This is a genomic window from Aliiroseovarius sp. B-4 (assembly GCF_056857795.1).
In genome coordinates this window covers 48,001-67,780 of the sequence record NZ_JBSXNV010000031.1, presented here as the reverse complement: position 1 = coordinate 67,780, position 19,780 = coordinate 48,001, and the positions used below count along the sequence as shown (strand labels likewise).

Sequence of the window (19,780 nt, the reverse complement as noted above, 5' to 3'; positions counted from 1 at the left end):
TGATGACACCGCAAGACACATTCTTCATTCTTGCCCCGGTCGCCGAAGGCCGGGCCGAAGATTTGGTGGCCTTGCTCAACACGATGACGGTGAAGCCTGGTTTCGCTGATCCCCAAAACCGGCTGCTTCCCTTTGGCCGGTTTGACCAGTTGCACGTCGCGCGGTTTTTTCTGGTCGAGGCTCAGACCTGGCGCGACATCGAGGCTTATGGCGAGCCCCCGCAACCCTATCCCCTCCAGATTGCGTTTCTTGGCGATGTGGACGGAGATCGGCACGCGTTTCTAAGGGAACTGGTCGCCCATTGTGCCGACGGTCTGTCCGAAATTTTCAGCCATTGCGACGGGTTCGGTCAGGGCGCCGATCTGTTGCGCTGGATGGAAGATCACAATGTCGACGAGGCCGCCAACTACGTAAACACACGCGGTCGAACCGTGCGTCAGGTGCACGAAGAAGCGACGCTTGCCACGACGTTGCGAACCAAGCTGGACGCCATCGTTGAAGAGCGAGGGACAGCCGATCCATTCGGACTTCACAAGCAATTGGTCGAACATGTCCGGCGGCAACAGGCCAACGGGTCGCTTCACCTGACGCCACCCGCGCGACTGAGTCTGCGCCAACGTGTTACCGGTTGGGTCGATCTGCTGAGCGTGCCAGTGATCCTGCTGGTGATCTCGCCCCTTCTGCTGATGGCCTTGCCGTTTTTTCTGGTATGGCTGCGCACCCTTGAACGCTCTGACCCCGAGATCTTGCCCCGCCCGGACGACGCACGCTTGGCCGAACTGAGCCGCTATGAGGATCACGATGTGACCAACCCGTTTTCCGCCTTTGGCGATGTGAAGCCCGGCCCGTTGCGCCGCATGATCACGACTGTCGCGCTTTACCTGCTGAACTACTCGGCCCGGCATATCTATGGGCGTGGCTACCTGACCCGTGTTCAGACCATCCACTTCGCGCGATGGGTCTTTGTCGATGACAAGCGCCGGGTCATGTTTTGCAGCAATTATGACGGCGCCGTCGAAAGCTATATGGATGATTTCGTGAACAAGGTCGCCTGGGGCCTGAACCTCGTTTTTTCAAACGGTGTCGGCTATCCATCGACGCGTTTTCTGATCAAGGGCGGGGCCGAACAAGAGGATAAATTCAAGCGTTTCCTGCGCAACCGCCAACTGCCCACGCAGGTCTGGTACAAAGCCTATCCCGGCCTGACCGCGCGGGACCTGGCCCGCAACAGTGAAATCCGATTTGGGCTGGAAAAGCGCCCGAATGGCGCCAAGGCCCTGCGCAACTGGGTGTCAAAGATATGAGCAACGCGCCCGACATACCCACCGACGCCGTGGAATTCGACGACATGCAAGGGCTGATCCGGTTCGGTCATGGTGCCCTGATCGAGGCTGAGTTCATTTTATGCACCGTGAAGGATCGCACGACAGCAGGGACCTGGCTGCGGAACGCACCGGTTACTTCGGCAAAGACGCTGGATGCCCCTCCTGACACCGCGCTGCAAGTTGCCTTCACCGCGACTGGTTTAACCGCCCTCGGCCTGACCGACGACGCCACCGACGGGTTTGCTTATCCATACCTGTCGGGGATGGCTGGTGAAGACAGCAGGTCCCGCCGTTTGGGCGACACGGGGGCGAACGCGCCGGACAAATGGGGCTGGAACGATCAGGCGACGCATGTGCTGATCATGCTCTATGCCCGCAAGGGCGGACTGAGCGGATGGAAAGACACTGTTCTAAACGCCACCTTCGACACCGCGTTTGCACGGGTTCACAGCTTCCCCACCAGCCCGAATGACGGGACCGAGCCGTTTGGATTTCGCGATGGCATCTCTCAGCCGAAGATCGACTGGAAAAATGCACACCCACCCTCGAAACACGGGCGGGAAGAGTTCAGCAATCAGATCTCGCCAGGCGAAGTCGTGCTGGGGCATCGCAACGAATACAACGCGCGCTCGGCTTCCCCGTCGCTGAGTCCATCTGTTCCGGGCAGCGAGGTTTTGGCCGACGCGCCGGACACGGACGGCCTGCGTGATCTCGGGCGCAACGGCAGTTATCTTGTGTTTCGCCAGTTGAACCAGGATGTGCCAGGGTTCTGGCGCTACCTGGACACCGCCACGCAAGGCGACCCAAACCGCCGCAACGCCCTTGCCGCCAAGATGGTGGGGCGGCAGATGGATGGCACCCCGCTTGTGCACAACACACGCGATGTCGCCGGATCACCGCACAGCAACGATTTCACCTATGAAGATGATGTCGACGGCCTGTCCTGCCCGCTTGGCGCCCATATCCGACGCGCAAATCCGCGCACCGGGGATCATCCGCATCACATCGAAGGACGATTTGCTTGGTTGCTTAGCACTTTGGGGTTCCGGCGACGACGTGACAAACTGCCGGGGCGGCATGATCTGGTCGCGTCGACCCGGTTTCACCGACTGGTGCGGCGGGGGCGGGTCTATGGCTCCAGAATATCGCCGGAGGATGCGCTGAAAGACGGTGCCGCAATGAGCGATCGCGGCCTTTTGTTCGTCTGCCTTTGTGCGGATATTGTGCGGCAGTTTGAATTCGTTCAGAACGCGTGGATCGCATCGCCCAAGTTCGACGGGTTGACCGGCGAGGCTGACCCGCTGCTTGGCAGTCGCGCGCCGATCAGTGGCGTGCCAAGTGACGGGTTCTCGATCCAGAAGGCAGATGGCGTGCCGGACCGGCACCCCCACCTGCCCCGGTTTGTGACCGTAAAAGGCGGCGGCTATTTCTTCCTGCCCGGCCTGCGCGCCCTGAAATTCATTGCCAGCCGTGGCAGTAAGGAGGTCTGAATGCACAGGATCCTGATCCCAATTCGCCGCCTGATCCATCGCGCAACGCAGGTCGGACTGCATGTCGAGCGGCGGTTGGAGCCATTCTTTCGTCAGCGCCTGAACGCCTGGCTGCGCCCGCCGCTGGCAAAGTGGATCCAGCGGAGGAAGAACAAAAAGCGCGAGGATCTTGGGTTGGCATTGGCGGAAGAAAAAATCTTTGATTGGGAAGAAGAGGCGCTTCAAACCATCATTGATGAGATGCGCGAGCAGATGAACCTGCATTTTCAACCTGGCGCCTATGAGCGCGGCGGAAACACCAAGACGCACGGCCTGGTGCGCGCGACCCTTACTGTGTTGCCCGACCTGCCCGATCATCTGCGCCACGGGGTGTTTGCGACCCAACGGGATTATCCGGCCTATATCCGCTTTGCCGGCCCCGGCCCCGACGTGCCCGAGGATATTCGCGATGTGGGCTTCGGGTCGATGTCGGTGAAGTTGATGGACGTGCCCGGCCCGAAGCTGATGGAGGAAGAGAAGTTCACCCAGGACTGGCCCGCCGTCGTGACACCCACCTTTGTCACACCCGACGCCCGCGAAAATGCCAAGCTGCAATATTGGAGCACCATTGACGAGCCGCTTTGGTATTTCCTCAACCCGAAAGATAGCCATTTGCTGGATTTCCTGATGCAGGGGCTGTGGAACGAGACGCAATTTAACCCGCTGGGGCAGCGTTACTACAGTTGCGTGCCCTACCTGTTGGGCGAAGGGCGGGCGATGCTCTATTCCTATGTGCCGCGCACGGACGTGCCGATGGACATCCCCGGCGTACCTTTTGGCCGCGTGCCGCCGAATTACCTGCGCGACAACATGGCCCGGACGCTGCGTGACAAGCCGGTCGAGTTCGACATGGTGGTGCAGATTCAGACTGACCCGCACCTGATGCCGATCGAGGATGCGTCAGTCCTCTGGCCCGAAGATCTGTCGCCATGGATCCCTGTCGCGCGCATTCATGTCCCGATGCAGGATTTCGACACACCCGCCCAGATGGCCTTTGCGCGCAACCTGCGGATCAATCCCTGGCATTGCCTGCCCGCGCACCGCCCGTTAGGCAATCAGAGCCGCGCGCGGCGGCGGATGTATCAGGAACTGGCAGCGTATCGGCAGCACATGAACCTGGCGGACCATGTCGAGCCGACCGGAGATGAGCAGTTTTAGCTGCCCATGGGTGCCGGTCAAAGCGGCGAAGCCAGACAGTCAACCGGATGGCACACGACTGCATTCAAGCAACGCCCCACCAACGCAGCGTTTGTGCGCAGTGATGGTCAATAGCCTGCAACGCGCGCTCGATATCTCTGTTGTGCATGGCATCTATGATTGCCAGATGTTCGTCCATCGCCGAAACGATACGATCCTGAAGAAACGGGCGCACATTCTGGATGATCGCGATGCGCATTCGGTTGGCATCATAAGCGGCCACCAGTTGAGAGTTTTCCAGCCCTCCGGCTAGATAATTATGCAGTGACAGATCGACAGCGATGGCCTTTGGCGGAAGCTCCGGCCCTGCATCGGCCTGTGCGGCCTTGCGCATCGCGTCGTGTTGCTGGCGCAGGGCGTCCAAACCCGACAAGGCGTTGCGCGATATCCGTCGCCGTGCGCCCTCCTGGTCCAGCACCATACGGAAATCGAGACACGCGCGAATGGTGTCGGGAAGGGCTTCCATCACCTGCACACCGCGCTTTGGAAATGTGGCGACCAGACCTTGCGAACTGGCCTGCTTCACGGCCTCACGCACCGCTGCAATCGGAAAGTCCAGCAGGGCAACCAGTTGCGAGATGGAAATGAACTGACCACCGCGCAGCTTGCCGGTTCGCAACGCGGACCACAATTCTTCCTGCGCCTTATCGGCCAGAAGTTGAACGTCGCGTGATTGGGTCACGGCTTCCCCGCTTTCTGCATTCTCAATTAAAACCTCAAAGTGCTACGTGATTTTCTTGATAGCTGCAAACTAGAATATCTTCTAAAATGTTAGTTGCAAGTTCAATTTTCAAGATGTTCAGCAGAACGTCAAACTGCCGCCCACTGGGCGGTCGCAGGGAGGAAAACATGGCTTCTATCGAAGAAACACACGTCGTCCACGGCGGCACGATGGATCCGGAGGGCAACACACTTAACCCGGTCGGTGCCGACGAAAAAACCTGGGGATGGTTCGCCATTTTCAACATTTGGGCCAATGACGTTCAATCGCTGTTTGGATATTCGCTGGTTGCGTCGCTGTTTATTTCATACGGTGTAGGAGGTTGGACGGCCTTTGCGGCGCTGATCGCCGCCGGACTGTTTGTCATGTGGATGGTCAATCTGTCCGGCGCTGCCGGTGAAAAATACGGCATCCCCTATCCAGTCCTTGCCCGCGCCAGTCTGGGCACACAGGGCGCAAAACTTCCAGCAATTCTCCGCGCAACGGTCGCGGTGTTCTGGTACGGGGTTCAGGTCTATTTCGCCTCGACCGCCGTGGCTCTTTTGATCCGCTCGATCACCGGGGCAAGCGGAGGGGCGGAAATCCTTGGCCTGACTGGCATTGACTGGTTTTCATTCATAATCGTTTGGGCGTTTCACATTGTGATCTTCTGGCGTGGCATGAACTGGGTCGAAACATTCCTGAATATCGCTGGCCCGTTTGTCTACATCGTGATGATCGGTCTGGTGATCGTCCTTTGGCAACGGTCCGACGGTCAGCTTCTGTCCGCAACAGCGACGATCTTTGCCAACCCCGAAGGCACGTTCTGGACCGAGCTTAAAGGGTTCGTTGCCATTGTTGGAACAATGGTGGCCTATTTTGCCGCCGTGATGATCAACTTCAGCGATTTCTCGCGCTATGCCAAAGACAAGCGGACCATGGTTCTGGGCAACCTTGCGGGATTGCCGTTCAACATGATCCTGTTCTCGGCGCTTGCATTGTTGACCACAGGCGGTGCCGCCGTTGTCTTCGGTGAAGAAATCATCAATCCAACCGAGATTGTCGAACGGACAGACAGCGTGCTTTTGGGCGTTATCGCCGCGATCACATTCTTCGCGGCAACCGTTGGCATCAATCTTGTGGCCAACTTTATTCCCGCCGTTAACGGCATCGCCAACCTGTCACCCGAGAAGATCAGCTTCCGCAAGGCCGGGTTGATCACATCGATCTTTGCCCTGGTGATTGGCGGGTTCTGGAACAGTTTCATCAGCCAGTTCGGGATCAGCGGCTTCGTCAACACTTTGGGAGCCGTTCTTGCGCCGATCTTCGGGATCATGATCGTCGACTACTATCTGCACCGCAAAGAGGTTCTGAGAGAAGACGACCTGTATAACATGGGCGAAGGCATCTATCACTACAACAATGGCTGGAACAGTGCGGCAGTCAAAGCGTTCGGCATCGCAGCCATCTTCTCGGTCGCGACGGTCTGGGTGCCGTGGTTCGCGATCTTGTCCGGCTTCAACTGGGTGGTTGGCGCGATCCTGGGCGGCGTCATCTACAACGTAATGGCGAAGGATAACGTGACGGTCTGACAGTCGGAAATGTGAAGGTTGGTGAGGCTTGTGGCTCACCAACCTTTCGTGCCTTCCGATGCACCTCACGCTACCTACACAAAGGATCTGACCGGCATCACGCCCAGTCAGACATCAAAACAGCCGACGGGTCAGCTTGCGAGATTGACGGGCACGTTTTGCCATATCCTTGGCCTGACCGGCCTGACTGTCCGCGCGGGCGCGTTCTTCGTCGGTCATCTGGTCACGCGCCTTGCCCCGACGGGATGCAAGGTCGATCCCGACATCGACGCCCTTGTTGACCAAACGGCGTGTCACCTGTCGGACGATCATGTTGATGATTTGATTGACGTTCATGTCACTTCTCCTGCCCATTGCGCGGATATTAACCGCAAACTCAGGCAATTTCACGGCGAACCGCAAACCTGATGCGGGTTTGCATCAATCTTCGAACAGTTCAGACTGACCTTCGGGGCTTTCGTCTTCGTCCTCGGTTTCTGGGCCTGGCATCGCACCGGGGGGCGGACGGCTTTCCAAAAGCCCGGCCGAGCGCAGTTCTTTCAGACCCGGCAGATCGCGGGCGCTTTCCAGCCCGAAATGGTCCAGGAACCCGGACGTTACAACAAATGTCACCGGGCGACCCGGAGTCATCCTGCGGCGGCCGAACCGGATCCACTCCATCTCGATCAGTTGGTCGATGGTGCCACGGCTGACGGATACACCCCGGATTTCCTCGATCTCGGCGCGGGTGACGGGCTGGTGATAGGCGATGATCGCCAGCGTTTCGATCGCGGCGCGCGACAGTTTGCGGGTTTCGACCGTTTCCTTCTGCATCAGATAGCCAAGGTCCGGCGCGGTACGGATTGCCCAGGCATCGCCCACCTTGACCACGGACACGCCGCGCCCCTCGTATCGCTTACGAAGGTAAACCAAAGCCTCGGCCGCATCCGATCCGTGCGGCATCCGCGCCTCAAGCTCTTTCACCGTGACCGGCTCGGCCGAGGCGAACAGAATGGCCTCAACCATGCGTTCCTGTTCGCCCATCGGCGGGGCTTCGAACAGACTGTCATTGGCCGTATCCAAGCGGCCTTCGGTCGTGGCATCGTTAGGCGTTACATCAGCCGTCATTCGGTTTCCTGCGGATTTGAATGGGGGCGAACACGTCGCCTTGTCGAAGTTCAACCGCACCACGTTTGGCCAGTTCCAGTGTAGCCGCGAAATTCGCAGCGGTGGCCGACCGGCGGCGGACGGGATCGGTTTCCCAACCTTCAGGCAGGTACGAGGTCAAATCGGTCCAGTCGCCTGCAAAACCGATCAGGCCGCGCATGCGGTCCAGCGCCTGCTCCATCGTCATCACCGCGTCACGGTCCATGACAAAGGGGCGAAATTCGTCCTTGGTGCGGATGCGGGCATAGCCCTGCATCAGGTCCAGAAGGTTCGCCGTATAGGTTACACGACGCACGCGTGCAACGTCTTCGGGAATGCCCCGCGCAAAGAAATCACGCCCCAACTGGTCGCGCGCCATCAGCTTGGCGGCCACATCGCGCATTCCCTGCAAGCGCTCAAGCTGAAAGGCAAGGTGGGCGGCCAGTTCTTCGCCAGATGGGCCATCTTCAGTCGGATCAGGCGGTAACAGCAAACGGGATTTAAGAAACGCCAACCATGCGGCCATCACCAGATAATCCGCCGCAAGTTCAATGCGCAGATGACGTGCTTTCTCGACAAAGCCCAAATATTGCTCGGCCAATTCCAGAACCGAGATTTTGCGAAGATCGACTTTCTGCGTGCGGCTCAGGGTCAATAGCAGGTCAAGCGGTCCCTCGAACCCCTCGACATCCACGATCAGCGCCTCGGCCGCCAACCGCGCCGAGACCGACATCGCGTCGCTTTCAAATTCCTCAGTCTCGCTCATCCGCAGCCCGTTCAGACCCCTGACCTGTCATCAGGCTCTGAAACTCTGCGTCAAGCGCGGAAATGTCAACAGGATCGGGGGTGCGCCGCCAGTCCAGCGCGGCATTGGCGCGGTTCAATGCCTGCCCCGTCAGTTCCCCGACGGCCTCAGCGACCTCTTCCATCTGCTCCAACACACCGTTGCAGTGCAGAACCATGTCGCACCCGGCCTGACGCGATCTGCGCGCCCGAAGCGAGAGCGGCCCGGACAACGCTTCCATCGACAGATCGTCCGTCATCAGAAGCCCCTCAAACCCGATCTGATCCCGGATCAGCCTGATGACCTTCTGACTTTGCGTCGCGGGATTATCCGCGTCGATATCTTCGTAAACCACATGCGCCGTCATACCGATCGGCAGACCCGCCAATGGCTCGAACGCCATGAAGTCGGTGCGGCTCAATTCCTTGGCCTTGGTCTTGACGCGCGGCAGTTCCTGGTGACTGTCTAGATTGGCACGCCCCTGACCGGGGATGTGTTTGACAACGGGCAAGATGCCGCCTTCCAGAAGCGCCTGTGCCACCATGCCCGCGCGTTCAGCGACGCGCACCACATCTTCGCCATAACAGCGATTGCGCAGGATCGGGTGCGTATCGGCGTTTGCAATATCGGCCACCGGGGCGCAGTTGCCATCGATTCCAACCGCAAGAAGCTCGTCCGCGATCAAGCGATAGCGAATGTAGAGCGTGCGCAGCGCATTGCCCTTGTTAAATTTCACCTGATCAAGCGCGGGCAGCCACTCGCGCCAGTAAGGCCCGGTCATCCGGGCCACGCGCCCGCCTTCCTGATCTATGAAAACAGGCAGATCGCGCCCGACTGCGCCGCGAAGATCCGCAGTCAGCGCGCGGATCTGATCAGGGCTTTCAATGTTACGGGCGAACAGGATGAAGCCCCAAGGCTGGGCGCGCTCGTAGAAATCACGCTCGGATAGCGAAAGCCGCGGCCCATTACATCCGAAGATATACGCGCCCGGGCTTTGCATATCAGCGGTTCACAACCGGGATACAGGCGGCTTTCGAGGCCATCAGAACCGAACAGAACCGGCGCGCATCGGCGAGATCCTCGAACCCAACAGCGCGCAGGCGATAGAAGGTCTTTCCGCCAGACTGGGCTTTTTGGACGACACGCGACTTGCCCGCGAAGTAATCTTCAAACCGAGAGCTCAGCCTGTCCCATTCGGAGCGTGCAACCTGGTCGCTGTCGAAAGCGCCAAGCTGAACCAATCGTGTGCCGGCCGCGAGCTGGTCTGGAGCCACTTCCGTTGCGACCACCGCGGGTGCAACCGGAGTGGCTGCGACGCGCGTTGTCAGGTCAGCCGGCCGATTTGACGGGCGCGGCGACTGGCTCACACCCGGAACCGAGGCGGGGATGATCTTCACAGCAACGACCTCGGTCAGGTCTTCGGCAGTGTCAGAAAGCGACGCCAACGTCGTTTCGTCCGCCGCATCGTCTGACAGCGTTTCGACATCGGCGGCAATCCGTTCGGCTATGGCAAGTGCCGCTGCAACGGGGTCTACCGGCGCAGGGTCTGCGTCCGGCAAGATTGCGGCGGCTTCATGCAGCGGCAAATCCGTTCCTGGCGCCGTCTCGGCGCGGGTCGCAACGTCGGACATCATATCCTCGTCCGCCAGATCTTCAGGCGCGGGGGCCAATACCAGCCGGTCAGCGGGGGCGGCGGCCTGACCCTCTGATTGTACGTCATTCACCGCAAAGCCCTGATGGTCGGCAGCTTCGCCGCCGGGGTTGTCCGGCTGCACGCGCATTGGCCCTTCCAGCGCGCGCACCACTGGGATGCCCGTGACATCCCGCACCGCCAGCTTGTATCCCCAAACGCCCAGCCCCACGATCAGGGCCAGCGACAGGGCTGCGCCTGCATAGTTGAATGCAGTGCCGAACCTACCTGGCGCGGAAGGTGCGGCGGCGGACAGTGTTTCGTCGTCGGCCATGTCTGCCATCGGGGCATCATAATCACCATACTGGCCATGTTGGCTGACGTTCTGCGGGTGTGAGGGATACCCTTGGTGAAGATGCTGTGATCGCGGCCCGCCATGCGTCGGATGCACATATTGCGGCAAGGCTTGATGTGTGGGCGCCACCAAAGGCGGCTCTGCCCGATGTGGGGACGCATAGCCCTGATCATATTGATTGTTAAACGTCGCCTGACGGGTCCCGGGACCCCAATTCGCTTCTGCCATATTGCCTCACTCCGGATGCGAACGCGCCGGCCATTCTTGGCTCTTCCTGCGTCCCGTTCCGGTTACTGCGTCAACCTCTCTCCACGCCAAGCAGCACTTGTGATCAGCGCATTTCCTCGGCAGGAGTGACACCCAAAATACCCAAGCCTGACGAAATGACAACGGCTACCGCACGCGGCAGGGCGATTTTCGCCGCTGATGATGCGTTATTACCATCCTGGAGGAAGCGCAGTTCGGGCTTGTCATTGCCACGGTTCCACAAGGCGTGGAAATCCGACGCCAGTTCATAAAGATAGAACGCAATCCGGTGCGGCTCATGCGTGCGCGCCGCAATCTCGATCAGTCGCGGCCATTCGGCCAACTTCCGGGCCACGGCAAACTCGGCCTCATCCTCGATCCTGGGCGTGCCGGTCAGGACGATCCCCTGATCGTCTGCCTTGCGCAGAACCGACCGCACGCGTGCGTGGGCATATTGCACATAGAACACGGGGTTGTCGCGGCTTTGCTCCAACACCTTGTCGAAATCGAAATCCAACGGCGCGTCGTTCTTGCGCGTCAGCATGACGAACCGGGTCACGTCCGACCCGACTTGTTCGACCACATCGCGCAAGGTGACAAAAGTGCCTGCCCGTTTCGACATTTTGAACGGCGCGCCATTCTTGTACAGTTTCACAAGCTGGGTCAGCTTCACATCCAGCGGCACACGTCCATCCGACAACGCCGACACGGCTGCCTTCATCCGCTTCACATAGCCACCATGATCCGCGCCAAACACGTCGATCAGCGCGTCAAAGCCGCGTTCGATCTTGTCGAAATGATAAGCGATGTCAGGCGCAAAATAGGTCCAGCTGCCATCCGATTTCTTCACCGGACGATCCACATCGTCACCGTGATCGGTGGATTTGAACAAGGTCTGCTCGCGCGGTTCCCAATCTTCGGGCTTTTTGCCCTTGGGCGGCTCCAGCACGCCTTCATAGATCAGACCCTTGTCTTTCAACGCCGCCAAGGCCTCTTCGATGCGGCCCGTGCCATACAGCGATTTTTCCGAGAAGAAGACATCCATCTTCACCCCCAGCATCGCCAGATCCTCGCGGATCAGGTCCAGCATCTTCTCGGTGGCAAACTTGCGAATCTCGGCCAGCCAATACTGCTCGCCCTTTCCGACGAACGCATCGCCAACCTGATCTTTCAGTGCCTGCCCTACCGGCACCAGATAGTCACCCGGATAAGTGCCATCCGCGAACGCCACCTCCTGCCCGTGGGCCTCCAGATAGCGCAGATAGACCGAGCGCGCCAACACATCGACCTGTGCTCCGCCGTCGTTGATGTAATACTCCCGCGTCACGTCATGACCGGCATATTCCAGAAGACTTGCCAACGCGTCGCCAAAGACCGCACCGCGTGTGTGACCCACATGCAAAGGACCTGTCGGGTTTGCCGACACATATTCCACATTGACCTTCTGGCCTGCCCCCATGGACGACCGACCATAGCCCGCATTGCCCAGAACACCCTCGACCAAACCGGCCCAAACCGCCGCATTCAGCCGCAGGTTCAAAAACCCCGGCCCCGCCACTTCGGCCACGTCGATGCGGTCATCAGTGGTCAGCTTGCCCGCCAAAGCCTCTGCAATATCGCGCGGTTTCATCCCCGCTGGCTTTGCCAGGACCATAGCCGCATTGGTCGCCATATCGCCATGGGCCGCATCACGCGGCGGCTCGACCGTCACGTTGTCAAAGCTCAGACGTTCGGGCAGCGCGCCCTCGGCCACCATCGCATTCAGCGCATCGATCACAAGGCTGCGAATATCGGCAAACAGGTTCATGTCTATGGTCCCTTTCTCTCAGCCGCACTCCTAGCACCCCGGCCTCAAAGGTCAAGCGACGCAGGCAACAGAACACAGACACGCCCGCTTCTTCTGGCTAAAAATATCCCGGGGGTGAGGGACACGGTCCCGAGGGGGCAGCGCCCCCTAATCATCCAACCCAAACCGCTTGTGTTCCTGCAAGGCAAAACGGTCCGTCATTCCGGCGATATAATCTGCCACCAAACGCGCCAGTCGGCGGTCGCTGGTGGCCGCCTCAATCTCGACTCGCCATTCGCCAGGCAGGTCGGACGGAACAGCGCGATAATGGGCAAACAGGTCTTCCACGACCCGTGTGACACGCGCGCGCATCGTCACAACCGACGGAGCACGATACATTCGGGTGAACAGGAATTCCCGGATCACCTTCAGATCCGACCAAAGTGCGGGCGAGAACCGGATCACCGCGTGATCCAGCGCGCGGATGTCCTCGACCGATTGCGGGGCGGCCTCGGCCAACACCGCCTGCGAGGTGGTCAAAACATCTTCCACCATCACGCCGAACACCCGGCGCAACGCCTCATGTCGGCGGCGGCCTGCATCCAGACCGGGATAAAGCGCGTCGACCTCGGCTATTGCCGGCCCGATGATTGGCAAAGCCGCGATCTCGTCCAGGGTGAACAGACCCGCGCGCAGCCCATCATGCAGGTCATGGTTGTTATAGGCGATGTCGTCGGCCAGCGCGGCGGCTTGTGCCTCGGCCCCCGCATGGGTGTGCAGTTCCAGATCGTGACGGGTGTTATACTCCGCCAGCGCAGGTGGCAGTTCTCCTGTCACAGGTCCGTTATGTTTCGCAATTCCTTCAAGGGTTTCCCAGGTCAGGTTCAACCCGTCCCATTCGGCATAGTGGCGTTCCAGCGAGGTCACGATCTTTAACGCCTGCGCGTTGTGGTCAAAGCCGCCAAAGGGCTTCATCATCGCGTCCAGCGCATCCTCGCCCGTGTGACCAAACGGCGTGTGCCCCAGATCATGGGCCAGCGCCACCGCTTCGGTCAGGTGACTGTTCAACCCCAGCGCGCCCGCGATGGTGCGTGCCACCTGTGCCACCTCGATCGAGTGGGTCAGCCGCGTGCGGAAGTAATCGCCCTCATGCTCCACGAACACCTGAGTCTTGTGCTTCAGTCTGCGAAAAGCCGAGCTGTGGATGATCCGGTCGCGATCGCGCTGAAACGGTTCGCGAAAGGCGCTTTCGCCTTCGTCATAAAGCCGCCCCCGGCTGCCACCGGGATGGGTTGCATAAATGGCGAGCATACGGCCCCCTTCCGCCTGTCAACGTCGGCGCGCAGGGATGTCCCGTCCCGTCTCCGCCGTCCGGACGTCTTGTCGCGCCCGCATGGCATCCCTATATTCCCTTTGGCGTGAACATGAAATGGATTTCCAATGGACCTGACCCTGCCCCCTACCGTCACAGACCGCGCCTTCGCGCGCCTGTCCGAAATTGGTGCGGGCGCTCAGGGCAAGGCGCTGCGCGTGGCCGTTGAAGGTGGCGGGTGTTCGGGGTTTCAGTATGACATTTCTCTGGATGACCCGGCCGAGGGCGATCTGGTGCTGGAAGGCGCGGGCGAACGCGTCGTGGTGGACGAAGTGTCCCTGCCCTTCCTGACCAATGCGACCATTGATTTCAGCGAAGAGCTGATCGGCGCGCGGTTCATCGTGGACAACCCGAACGCCTCGGCCTCCTGCGGGTGCGGCACATCCTTTTCGATGTAGTCCCTCTTTTCTTGCCCCATCCAACCCGCTAGGTGCAGCCCATGCATACCGACTGGGACACCATCATCATTGGCGCAGGCGCTGCGGGATTGTTTTGCGCACCCTTCGCGGCGGCAGGCGGCAAGCGCGTGCTCGTCATTGACCACGCCGCCAAACCCGGCGAGAAAATCCGTATCTCCGGCGGTGGGCGCTGCAATTTCACCAATATGCACGCGGAACCCGCGAACTTCACCGGCCAGAACCCGCATTTCCACAAATCCGCGCTCGCACGATACACCCATTGGGATTTCATCGAGTTGATCGACCGCGCCAGCATTGCATGGCATGAAAAGACGCTCGGGCAGTTGTTTTGTGACGGAAAGTCCACGCAAATCGTTGACCTGCTGGTCCGAAATCTACACGACGCCGGGGCCGAATTGCGTCTGTCGACCACCGTTCAAATTGTCGCCCGAACGGATGCAGGATTCGCGCTTGAAACCACGGTGGGCACGCTGACATGCATAAACCTCGTCCTTGCCACCGGTGGCAAGTCGATCCCCAAGATGGGTGCGACAGGTTTTGCCTATGACATCGCCCGCCAGTTTGGGCACGAGGTCATCGAACCCCGCCCCGCACTCGTTCCCCTGACCTTCCCCGAAGGCCGCTTTGCCTCCCTGTCCGGCGTGTCCCTGCCGGTCCGCGTCTGGACCGACCGGGCGCGCTTTGACGAAGCGATGCTGTTCACCCATCGCGGCCTGTCCGGGCCTGCGATCCTGCAAATCTCATCCTTCTGGCGCGAGGGTGAACCAATCCATATTGACGTGGCCGGGGGGCGCGACCTGTTCACCACGCTCCGCAATCAACGTCAGGCCGAGGGGCGGCGGCAAATCTCGACCGAACTGGCGCGTCATCTGCCTGCGCGTCTGGTGGAGTTTCTGACGGCGGACTTGGCCGACCGGTTCGACCTGACCGCGCGTCTGGCAGACCAGTCGGACACAGCATTGCGCGCGCTGACCGATCAACTGTCTGACTGGACGCTGACCCCGTCCGGGTCCGAGGGCTATCGCACCGCCGAAGTTACCTTGGGTGGGATCGACACCGGCGGGATCGACAGCAGGTCCATGATGTCGAAAACCGTCCACGGGCTCTACTTCATCGGCGAATGCGTGGATGTGACAGGCTGGCTTGGCGGGTTCAACTTTCAATGGGCGTGGTCCAGCGCACACGCCGCCGGGCAGCATATCGCCGAAGCCTGAAACCCATCGCTTGCGCCCCCGTCCGTTTGCGCCCACATTGACCGCCAAACACAGGAGGGGCCGCATGAAAATCGCCAGTTTCAACATCAACGGGATCAAGGCGCGTCTGCCCGCGCTGATGGATTGGCTGGACGAGGCGCAACCTGATGTGGCGATCTTGCAGGAAATCAAGTCGATCGACGAAAACTTCCCGCGCGAAGCCTTTGAAGACAAAGGATATAACGTCGAAACCCATGGCCAGAAAAGCTTCAACGGCGTGGCGCTTTTGTCCAAACTGCCGCTTGAGGATGTGACCCACGGCCTGCCCGGTGACGCCGACGATGAACAGGCCCGCTATATCGAGGCAACCGTGGTTGGCGATCACGCCGTGCGGATCTGCGGGCTCTACCTGCCGAACGGCAACCCGGTGCCGGGGCCGAAATATGACTATAAGCTTGCGTGGATGGATCGGCTGCGCACCCGTGCCGAGGAATTGCTGGCAGATGAGATGCCGTTCCTGATGGCGGGCGACTACAACATCATCCCGCAACCCGAAGATGCCGCCCGCCCGCAAGATTGGGTCGACGACGCCCTGTTCCGTCCTGAAAGCCGCGAGGCATGGCGAAAGATCGTGAACCTTGGTCTGACCGAAGCGTTTCGCGCCCGCAATCAGGCATCCGAGCACTACACCTTCTGGGACTTTCAACGCGGCGCGTGGCAGCGCAATGACGGCATTCGGATTGACCATTTCCTGTTGTCGCCGGAATGCGCTGACCTTCTGACCGACTGTCAGATCGACAAGGATGTGCGCGGGCGCGAAAAGCCGTCTGATCATGTCCCGATTTGGGTTGAGTTGGCGGCGTAAGGGTTTGATATGACGCGAAAAATCATCATTGACACTGACCCCGGACAGGACGACGCCGTGGCCATCCTGCTGGCCTTGGCCAGCCCCGAGAAGATCGAGGTTCTGGGCATCACAACCGTTGCCGGAAACGTGCCTTTGGCACTGACGTCAAAGAATGCCCGGATCGTCTGCGAACTGGCGGGAAAGCCGGATACCAAGGTGTTCGCGGGCTGTGACCGCCCCTTGCGGCGCGATCTGGTCACGGCGGAATATGTGCATGGCAAGACGGGGCTGAACGGCCCGGTTCTGCCGGACCCGACCATGCCGTTGCAAGACCAGCACGCCGTTGATTTCATCATAGACACCCTGCGCGCCCATGATGCGGGCACCGTGACCCTGTGCCCGCTCGGCCCGCTGACCAACATCGCCACCGCCTTTGAACGTGCGCCCGATATCATTGACCGCGTGCACGAGATCATTCTGATGGGCGGGGCCTATTTTGAGGTTGGAAATGTCACCCCCGCGGCCGAGTTCAACATCTATGTTGACCCGCAAGCAGCTGATATTGTGTTCAGATCTGGCGTTCCGCTGGTCGTGATGCCCTTGGATGTCACCCACAAGGCGCTGGTGACGAGAGCGCGCAACGACGCCTTTCGCGCCCTGCCCGGCGACGTGGGTCATGCGGTGGCCGAGATGACGGATTTCTTCGAACGGTTCGACAAGGAAAAATACGGATCAGACGGCGCACCGCTGCACGACCCGACCGTGATCGCCTATCTGATCCAGCCCGACCTGTTTCACGGACGCCACGTCAACGTGCAGATCGAAACGCGGTCGGAGCTGACGATGGGCATGACCGTTGCCGATTGGTGGGGCGTCACCGATCATGCGCCCAACGCGCTGTTCGTCGGAGATCTGGACAGCGACGCGTTCTTCACCCTTCTGACAGAAAGGATTGCCCGGTTATGAGCAGCCTGCGCCTTGCCACCCCGGAAGATCTTGACCGGTTGATGCCGCTTGTCGCCGGGTTTCACGCCCAGAACGGCATCGAGCAGGATGACGAAACACGGCGCGGCGCTCTGCAACCTCTGCTCGATGGCTCGCCCCATGGGGCGATCTGGATGATTGGCCCGCGCGTGGCGCCCGTCGGCTATATCGCCGTCAGCTTTGGCTGGTCGATTGAATTTGGCGGGCTGGATGCGTTTCTGGATGAAATCTATGTGCGCGAACGGGTGCGTGGGCGCGGGATGGGCGGCGAAGCGCTGGCGTCCCTTGTGCGGGCCCTGGCCGAACAGGGCGTGGGTGCCATGCATCTGGAAGTCGACGCCGACAATGACCGTGCGCGCCTTCTGTATGAACGGATCGGGTTTCAATCGCGCAATCGCTATCACTTGATGACGCGGGAGATGTAGAGACCCAAAAACTCTGCTAAGGTTCAGGCGATGCGCGAAATCTTTGACAATTCCTATGCCCGCCTGCCCGACAGGTTTTATACGAAATTGCCACCCGTGACGGTGGCCGATCCGCAGGTGCTGCGGGTCAATGATGCCCTTGCGCGGGAGCTTGGGATAGACCCCGACTCCCTGACGGCCGAAGTTCTGACCGGCAACACGCTTCTGCCGGGGTCCGAGCCGCTGGCGCAGGTTTATGCGGGCCACCAGTTTGGCGGATGGGTGCCGCGTCTGGGCGACGGGCGAGCGATCCTGCTGGGTGAGGTCACGGGCGATTTTGGACGCCGCGACATCCAATTGAAAGGCTCCGGCGTCACCCCCTACAGCCGCAATGGCGACGGGCGGGCCTGGGTCGGGCCGGTGATGCGCGAATATATCGTGTCCGAAGCGATGCACGCCCTTGGCGTTCCCACGACCCGCGCCCTTGGAGCCGCCCTGACCGGCGAGGGCGTGCAACGCGAACGCCGCTATCCCGGTGCAGTCCTGATGCGCGTGGCCGCCAGCCATATTCGCGTCGGCACCTTCCAGTATTTCGCGGCGCGCGGGGATCGCCCTGCCCTGCGCCTGCTTCTGGATCACTGTATTGCACGCCATTATCCTCAGGCAGACGGACCCTTGTCTTTCTTTGCCGAAGTCGTGGCGGCACAAGCGCGGCTGATCGCGAATTGGATGAGCTTGGGCTTCATCCACGGTGTGATGAACACCGATAATATGGCCGTGTCCGGGGAAACCATCGACTATGGCCCCTGCGCCTTCATGGATGCCTATCACCCGCACACGGTCTTCTCATCCATCGATCAACAAGGGCGCTATGCGTTTCAGTCGCAGGCCAATATGGCCGTCTGGAACCTTGCGCAGCTCGCAACTTCGCTGTTGCCGCTGATGGATGGCGACCCGGATCACGCGGCCGAGGAAGCAACGCGGGTTCTGGAAAGCTTTGCCGAATATTTCAGCCCCGAATGGATGCGGCTGTTCCGCGCCAAGATCGGGCTGGTGACAGAGGAAGATGGGGATGAGGCGCTGATCACGGGCCTTTTGTCCCGGATGGCCAGTTCGCAGGCCGATTTTACCGCCACGTTCACCGCCCTGACCCAGGGCGATGCAAGCCAGCACATCACCGATAACGGGGCCTGGGACAGCTGGGCCCCGGACTGGACAGGCCGGTTGGAGCGGGAGCCGGGCGACCCCAAGAGGACGATGCGCGCCGCCAATCCCGTTCTGATCCCCCGCAATCACCGCGTGGAGGAGGCCATTCAGGCCGGGATCGACGGGGATTATGCCCCGTTCCACCGGCTGGTCGATGCGTTGGCTCAACCCTTCGATCCGCGATCAGATGATCTGGACCTCGCCACGCCACCAAAGCCGGATGAGCGCGTCTTGCGCACGTTTTGCGGCACCTGAGACGGTGTGGCTTCTGGAATTGCCGCCGCGACTTTAATAGGTTGAAGCCATGGAACCCCATGCTCTGGACCTGAAGCTGGTCACATACAACATGCGCAAGGCCATCGGGCTGGACCGACGGCGCGACCCGCACCGCATACTGGATGTGATCAATCATCTGGACGCGGATGTTGTGGTGTTGCAGGAAGCAGACCGGCGCCTTGGTCCACGCCCGACCGCCCTGCCCCATCGCCTGTTGTTCGATGAAACCGATTTCGTCGCGGTGCCGTTTGATCACAAAGGTGTTTCGCTGGGAAGCCATGGCAATGCGATCCTTGTGCGCAAGGGGCTGACCTTTCATAGCGCCGAACAGCTTGAATTGCCGGGGCTAGAGCCGCGCGGCGCTGTTTCGATCGAGATCGAAGGACAGTTAAAGCTTGTCGGCACCCATCTGGGCTTACTGCGCCCCTATCGTCATCAGCAAATGCGACAATTGGCGACGAAGTTGGCGCATTCCCCCTTGCCCACGGTGATTATGGGAGATTTCAACGAATGGTCGCCGAAGCGTGGATTTGAACCGCTGGAACACCGGTTCGATGTGATCTCGCCCGGTCGATCCTTTCACGCCGCGCGGCCCGTTGCGGCGCTGGATCGGCTGGCACTCAGTGAAGGCGTCGAACTGCGCGACGCCGGTGTGGACCAGTCTCCGCTGGCCAAAGTGGCGTCGGATCACTTACCGGTTTGGGCACATGTTCGCGTGAAAGGTTGAGGTCAACCGGACCGCGCCTCAGCGCCGGTGGCTTCGGCATTTGTCAATGGCGAACAGCATGCTATGACAGCCGGAAACCGCTG

The 19,780-nt window shown here is 60.3% G+C and carries 19 protein-coding genes; 11 read left to right on the top strand and 8 right to left on the bottom strand.

The window, feature by feature from the left end:
- Positions 1–2 precede the first annotated feature (2 nt).
- The 3 genes from AC13C8_RS05305 to AC13C8_RS05295 are packed head-to-tail and all read left to right on the top strand — an operon-like array spanning position 3 to position 4,012.
- The gene (locus AC13C8_RS05305; RefSeq protein WP_482846608.1) at positions 3–1,304 is read left to right on the top strand and encodes a hypothetical protein; all 1,302 of its coding nucleotides are present in this window, start codon (positions 3–5) and stop codon (positions 1,302–1,304) included.
- Positions 1,301–2,815: a Dyp-type peroxidase gene (locus AC13C8_RS05300; protein WP_482846607.1), complete on the top strand. Its 1,515-nt coding sequence runs from the start codon at positions 1,301–1,303 to the stop codon at positions 2,813–2,815. The genes AC13C8_RS05305 and AC13C8_RS05300 overlap by 4 nt, the downstream gene beginning before the upstream one ends.
- Positions 2,816–4,012: a catalase family protein gene (locus AC13C8_RS05295; protein WP_482846606.1), complete on the top strand. Its 1,197-nt coding sequence runs from the start codon at positions 2,816–2,818 to the stop codon at positions 4,010–4,012. It abuts the gene before it with no gap.
- A gap of 64 nt (positions 4,013–4,076) precedes the next feature.
- Here the strand turns inward: AC13C8_RS05295 and AC13C8_RS05290 are convergent, their stop codons facing one another.
- A complete protein-coding gene (locus tag AC13C8_RS05290) occupies positions 4,077–4,733 on the bottom strand; it encodes a GntR family transcriptional regulator (protein ID WP_482846605.1) in 657 nt (218 codons plus the stop codon).
- Positions 4,734–4,900: 167 nt separating this feature from the next.
- Between AC13C8_RS05290 and AC13C8_RS05285 the strand changes: the two genes are divergently transcribed.
- Positions 4,901–6,343: an NCS1 family nucleobase:cation symporter-1 gene (locus AC13C8_RS05285; protein ID WP_482846604.1), complete on the top strand. Its 1,443-nt coding sequence runs from the start codon at positions 4,901–4,903 to the stop codon at positions 6,341–6,343.
- A gap of 114 nt (positions 6,344–6,457) precedes the next feature.
- Here the strand turns inward: AC13C8_RS05285 and AC13C8_RS05280 are convergent, their stop codons facing one another.
- The 7 genes from AC13C8_RS05280 to AC13C8_RS05250 all read right to left on the bottom strand — a co-directional run bounded on the left by AC13C8_RS05280 (position 6,458) and on the right by AC13C8_RS05250 (position 13,580).
- Complete coding sequence (locus AC13C8_RS05280; RefSeq protein ID WP_482846603.1) at positions 6,458–6,679, bottom strand: hypothetical protein; 222 nt, start codon at positions 6,677–6,679, stop codon at positions 6,458–6,460.
- Between the two features lie 84 nt (positions 6,680–6,763).
- Positions 6,764–7,450 carry an SMC-Scp complex subunit ScpB gene (scpB, locus tag AC13C8_RS05275; protein ID WP_091430619.1) on the bottom strand — a complete coding sequence of 229 codons (687 nt, stop codon included), beginning with the start codon at positions 7,448–7,450 and terminating at the stop codon, positions 6,764–6,766.
- Complete coding sequence (locus AC13C8_RS05270; protein WP_091430621.1) at positions 7,440–8,234, bottom strand: segregation and condensation protein A; 795 nt, start codon at positions 8,232–8,234, stop codon at positions 7,440–7,442. The genes scpB and AC13C8_RS05270 overlap by 11 nt, the downstream gene beginning before the upstream one ends.
- On the bottom strand, positions 8,221–9,252 hold the full coding sequence (locus AC13C8_RS05265) for a glycoside hydrolase family 3 N-terminal domain-containing protein (protein WP_482846602.1): 1,032 nt from the start codon (positions 9,250–9,252) through the stop codon (positions 8,221–8,223). The genes AC13C8_RS05270 and AC13C8_RS05265 overlap by 14 nt, the downstream gene beginning before the upstream one ends.
- A 1-nt stretch (position 9,253) precedes the next feature.
- Positions 9,254–10,366, bottom strand: coding sequence for an SPOR domain-containing protein (locus tag AC13C8_RS05260; RefSeq protein WP_482846601.1), 1,113 nt, complete (start codon positions 10,364–10,366; stop codon positions 9,254–9,256).
- A 202-nt stretch (positions 10,367–10,568) separates the two neighbouring features.
- Positions 10,569–12,290 (bottom strand): arginine--tRNA ligase, encoded by a 1,722-nt coding sequence (argS, locus tag AC13C8_RS05255; protein ID WP_091430625.1) that lies wholly within the window; start codon positions 12,288–12,290, stop codon positions 10,569–10,571.
- 147 nt (positions 12,291–12,437) lie between these two features.
- Complete coding sequence (locus tag AC13C8_RS05250) at positions 12,438–13,580, bottom strand: deoxyguanosinetriphosphate triphosphohydrolase (protein WP_091430627.1); 1,143 nt, start codon at positions 13,578–13,580, stop codon at positions 12,438–12,440.
- Between the two features lie 135 nt (positions 13,581–13,715).
- Here AC13C8_RS05250 and AC13C8_RS05245 point away from each other — a divergent pair, with 135 nt between their 5' ends.
- The 7 genes from AC13C8_RS05245 (at position 13,716) to AC13C8_RS05215 (ending at position 19,697) form a co-directional block, all read left to right on the top strand.
- Positions 13,716–14,039: a HesB/IscA family protein gene (locus tag AC13C8_RS05245; RefSeq protein WP_091432406.1), complete on the top strand. Its 324-nt coding sequence runs from the start codon at positions 13,716–13,718 to the stop codon at positions 14,037–14,039.
- Between the two features lie 41 nt (positions 14,040–14,080).
- A complete protein-coding gene (locus AC13C8_RS05240) occupies positions 14,081–15,274 on the top strand; it encodes a BaiN/RdsA family NAD(P)/FAD-dependent oxidoreductase (RefSeq protein ID WP_482846600.1) in 1,194 nt (397 codons plus the stop codon).
- A gap of 64 nt (positions 15,275–15,338) precedes the next feature.
- Complete coding sequence (xth, locus tag AC13C8_RS05235) at positions 15,339–16,118, top strand: exodeoxyribonuclease III (RefSeq protein WP_091430631.1); 780 nt, start codon at positions 15,339–15,341, stop codon at positions 16,116–16,118.
- 9 nt (positions 16,119–16,127) lie between these two features.
- Positions 16,128–17,066 (top strand): nucleoside hydrolase, encoded by a 939-nt coding sequence (locus AC13C8_RS05230; protein ID WP_482846598.1) that lies wholly within the window; start codon positions 16,128–16,130, stop codon positions 17,064–17,066.
- Positions 17,063–17,509, top strand: coding sequence for a GNAT family N-acetyltransferase (locus AC13C8_RS05225; protein WP_482846597.1), 447 nt, complete (start codon positions 17,063–17,065; stop codon positions 17,507–17,509). The genes AC13C8_RS05230 and AC13C8_RS05225 overlap by 4 nt, the downstream gene beginning before the upstream one ends.
- Before the next feature lie 30 nt (positions 17,510–17,539).
- Positions 17,540–18,949 (top strand): protein adenylyltransferase SelO, encoded by a 1,410-nt coding sequence (locus AC13C8_RS05220; protein WP_482846596.1) that lies wholly within the window; start codon positions 17,540–17,542, stop codon positions 18,947–18,949.
- Positions 18,950–18,998: 49 nt separating this feature from the next.
- Positions 18,999–19,697, top strand: a complete 699-nt coding sequence (locus tag AC13C8_RS05215) for an endonuclease/exonuclease/phosphatase family protein (RefSeq protein WP_482846594.1) — start codon at positions 18,999–19,001, stop codon at positions 19,695–19,697.
- Positions 19,698–19,780: the final 83 nt, after the last annotated feature.

Bases quoted from the DNA above. Each gene is read 5' to 3' on its own strand.
- AC13C8_RS05305 (WP_482846608.1), top strand. From the start codon at position 3: ATGACACCGCAAGACACATTCTTCATTCTTGCCCCGGTCGCCGAAGGC.
- AC13C8_RS05300 (WP_482846607.1), top strand. From the start codon at position 1,301: ATGAGCAACGCGCCCGACATACCCACCGACGCCGTGGAATTCGACGAC.
- AC13C8_RS05295 (WP_482846606.1), top strand. From the start codon at position 2,816: ATGCACAGGATCCTGATCCCAATTCGCCGCCTGATCCATCGCGCAACG.
- AC13C8_RS05285 (WP_482846604.1), top strand. From the start codon at position 4,901: ATGGCTTCTATCGAAGAAACACACGTCGTCCACGGCGGCACGATGGAT.
- AC13C8_RS05280 (WP_482846603.1), bottom strand. From the start codon at position 6,679: ATGAACGTCAATCAAATCATCAACATGATCGTCCGACAGGTGACACGC.
- scpB (WP_091430619.1), bottom strand. From the start codon at position 7,450: ATGACGGCTGATGTAACGCCTAACGATGCCACGACCGAAGGCCGCTTG.
- AC13C8_RS05270 (WP_091430621.1), bottom strand. From the start codon at position 8,234: ATGAGCGAGACTGAGGAATTTGAAAGCGACGCGATGTCGGTCTCGGCG.
- AC13C8_RS05265 (WP_482846602.1), bottom strand. From the start codon at position 9,252: ATGCAAAGCCCGGGCGCGTATATCTTCGGATGTAATGGGCCGCGGCTT.
- argS (WP_091430625.1), bottom strand. From the start codon at position 12,290: ATGAACCTGTTTGCCGATATTCGCAGCCTTGTGATCGATGCGCTGAAT.
- AC13C8_RS05250 (WP_091430627.1), bottom strand. From the start codon at position 13,580: ATGCTCGCCATTTATGCAACCCATCCCGGTGGCAGCCGGGGGCGGCTT.
- AC13C8_RS05240 (WP_482846600.1), top strand. From the start codon at position 14,081: ATGCATACCGACTGGGACACCATCATCATTGGCGCAGGCGCTGCGGGA.
- xth (WP_091430631.1), top strand. From the start codon at position 15,339: ATGAAAATCGCCAGTTTCAACATCAACGGGATCAAGGCGCGTCTGCCC.
- AC13C8_RS05230 (WP_482846598.1), top strand. From the start codon at position 16,128: ATGACGCGAAAAATCATCATTGACACTGACCCCGGACAGGACGACGCC.
- AC13C8_RS05225 (WP_482846597.1), top strand. From the start codon at position 17,063: ATGAGCAGCCTGCGCCTTGCCACCCCGGAAGATCTTGACCGGTTGATG.
- AC13C8_RS05220 (WP_482846596.1), top strand. From the start codon at position 17,540: ATGCGCGAAATCTTTGACAATTCCTATGCCCGCCTGCCCGACAGGTTT.
- AC13C8_RS05215 (WP_482846594.1), top strand. From the start codon at position 18,999: ATGGAACCCCATGCTCTGGACCTGAAGCTGGTCACATACAACATGCGC.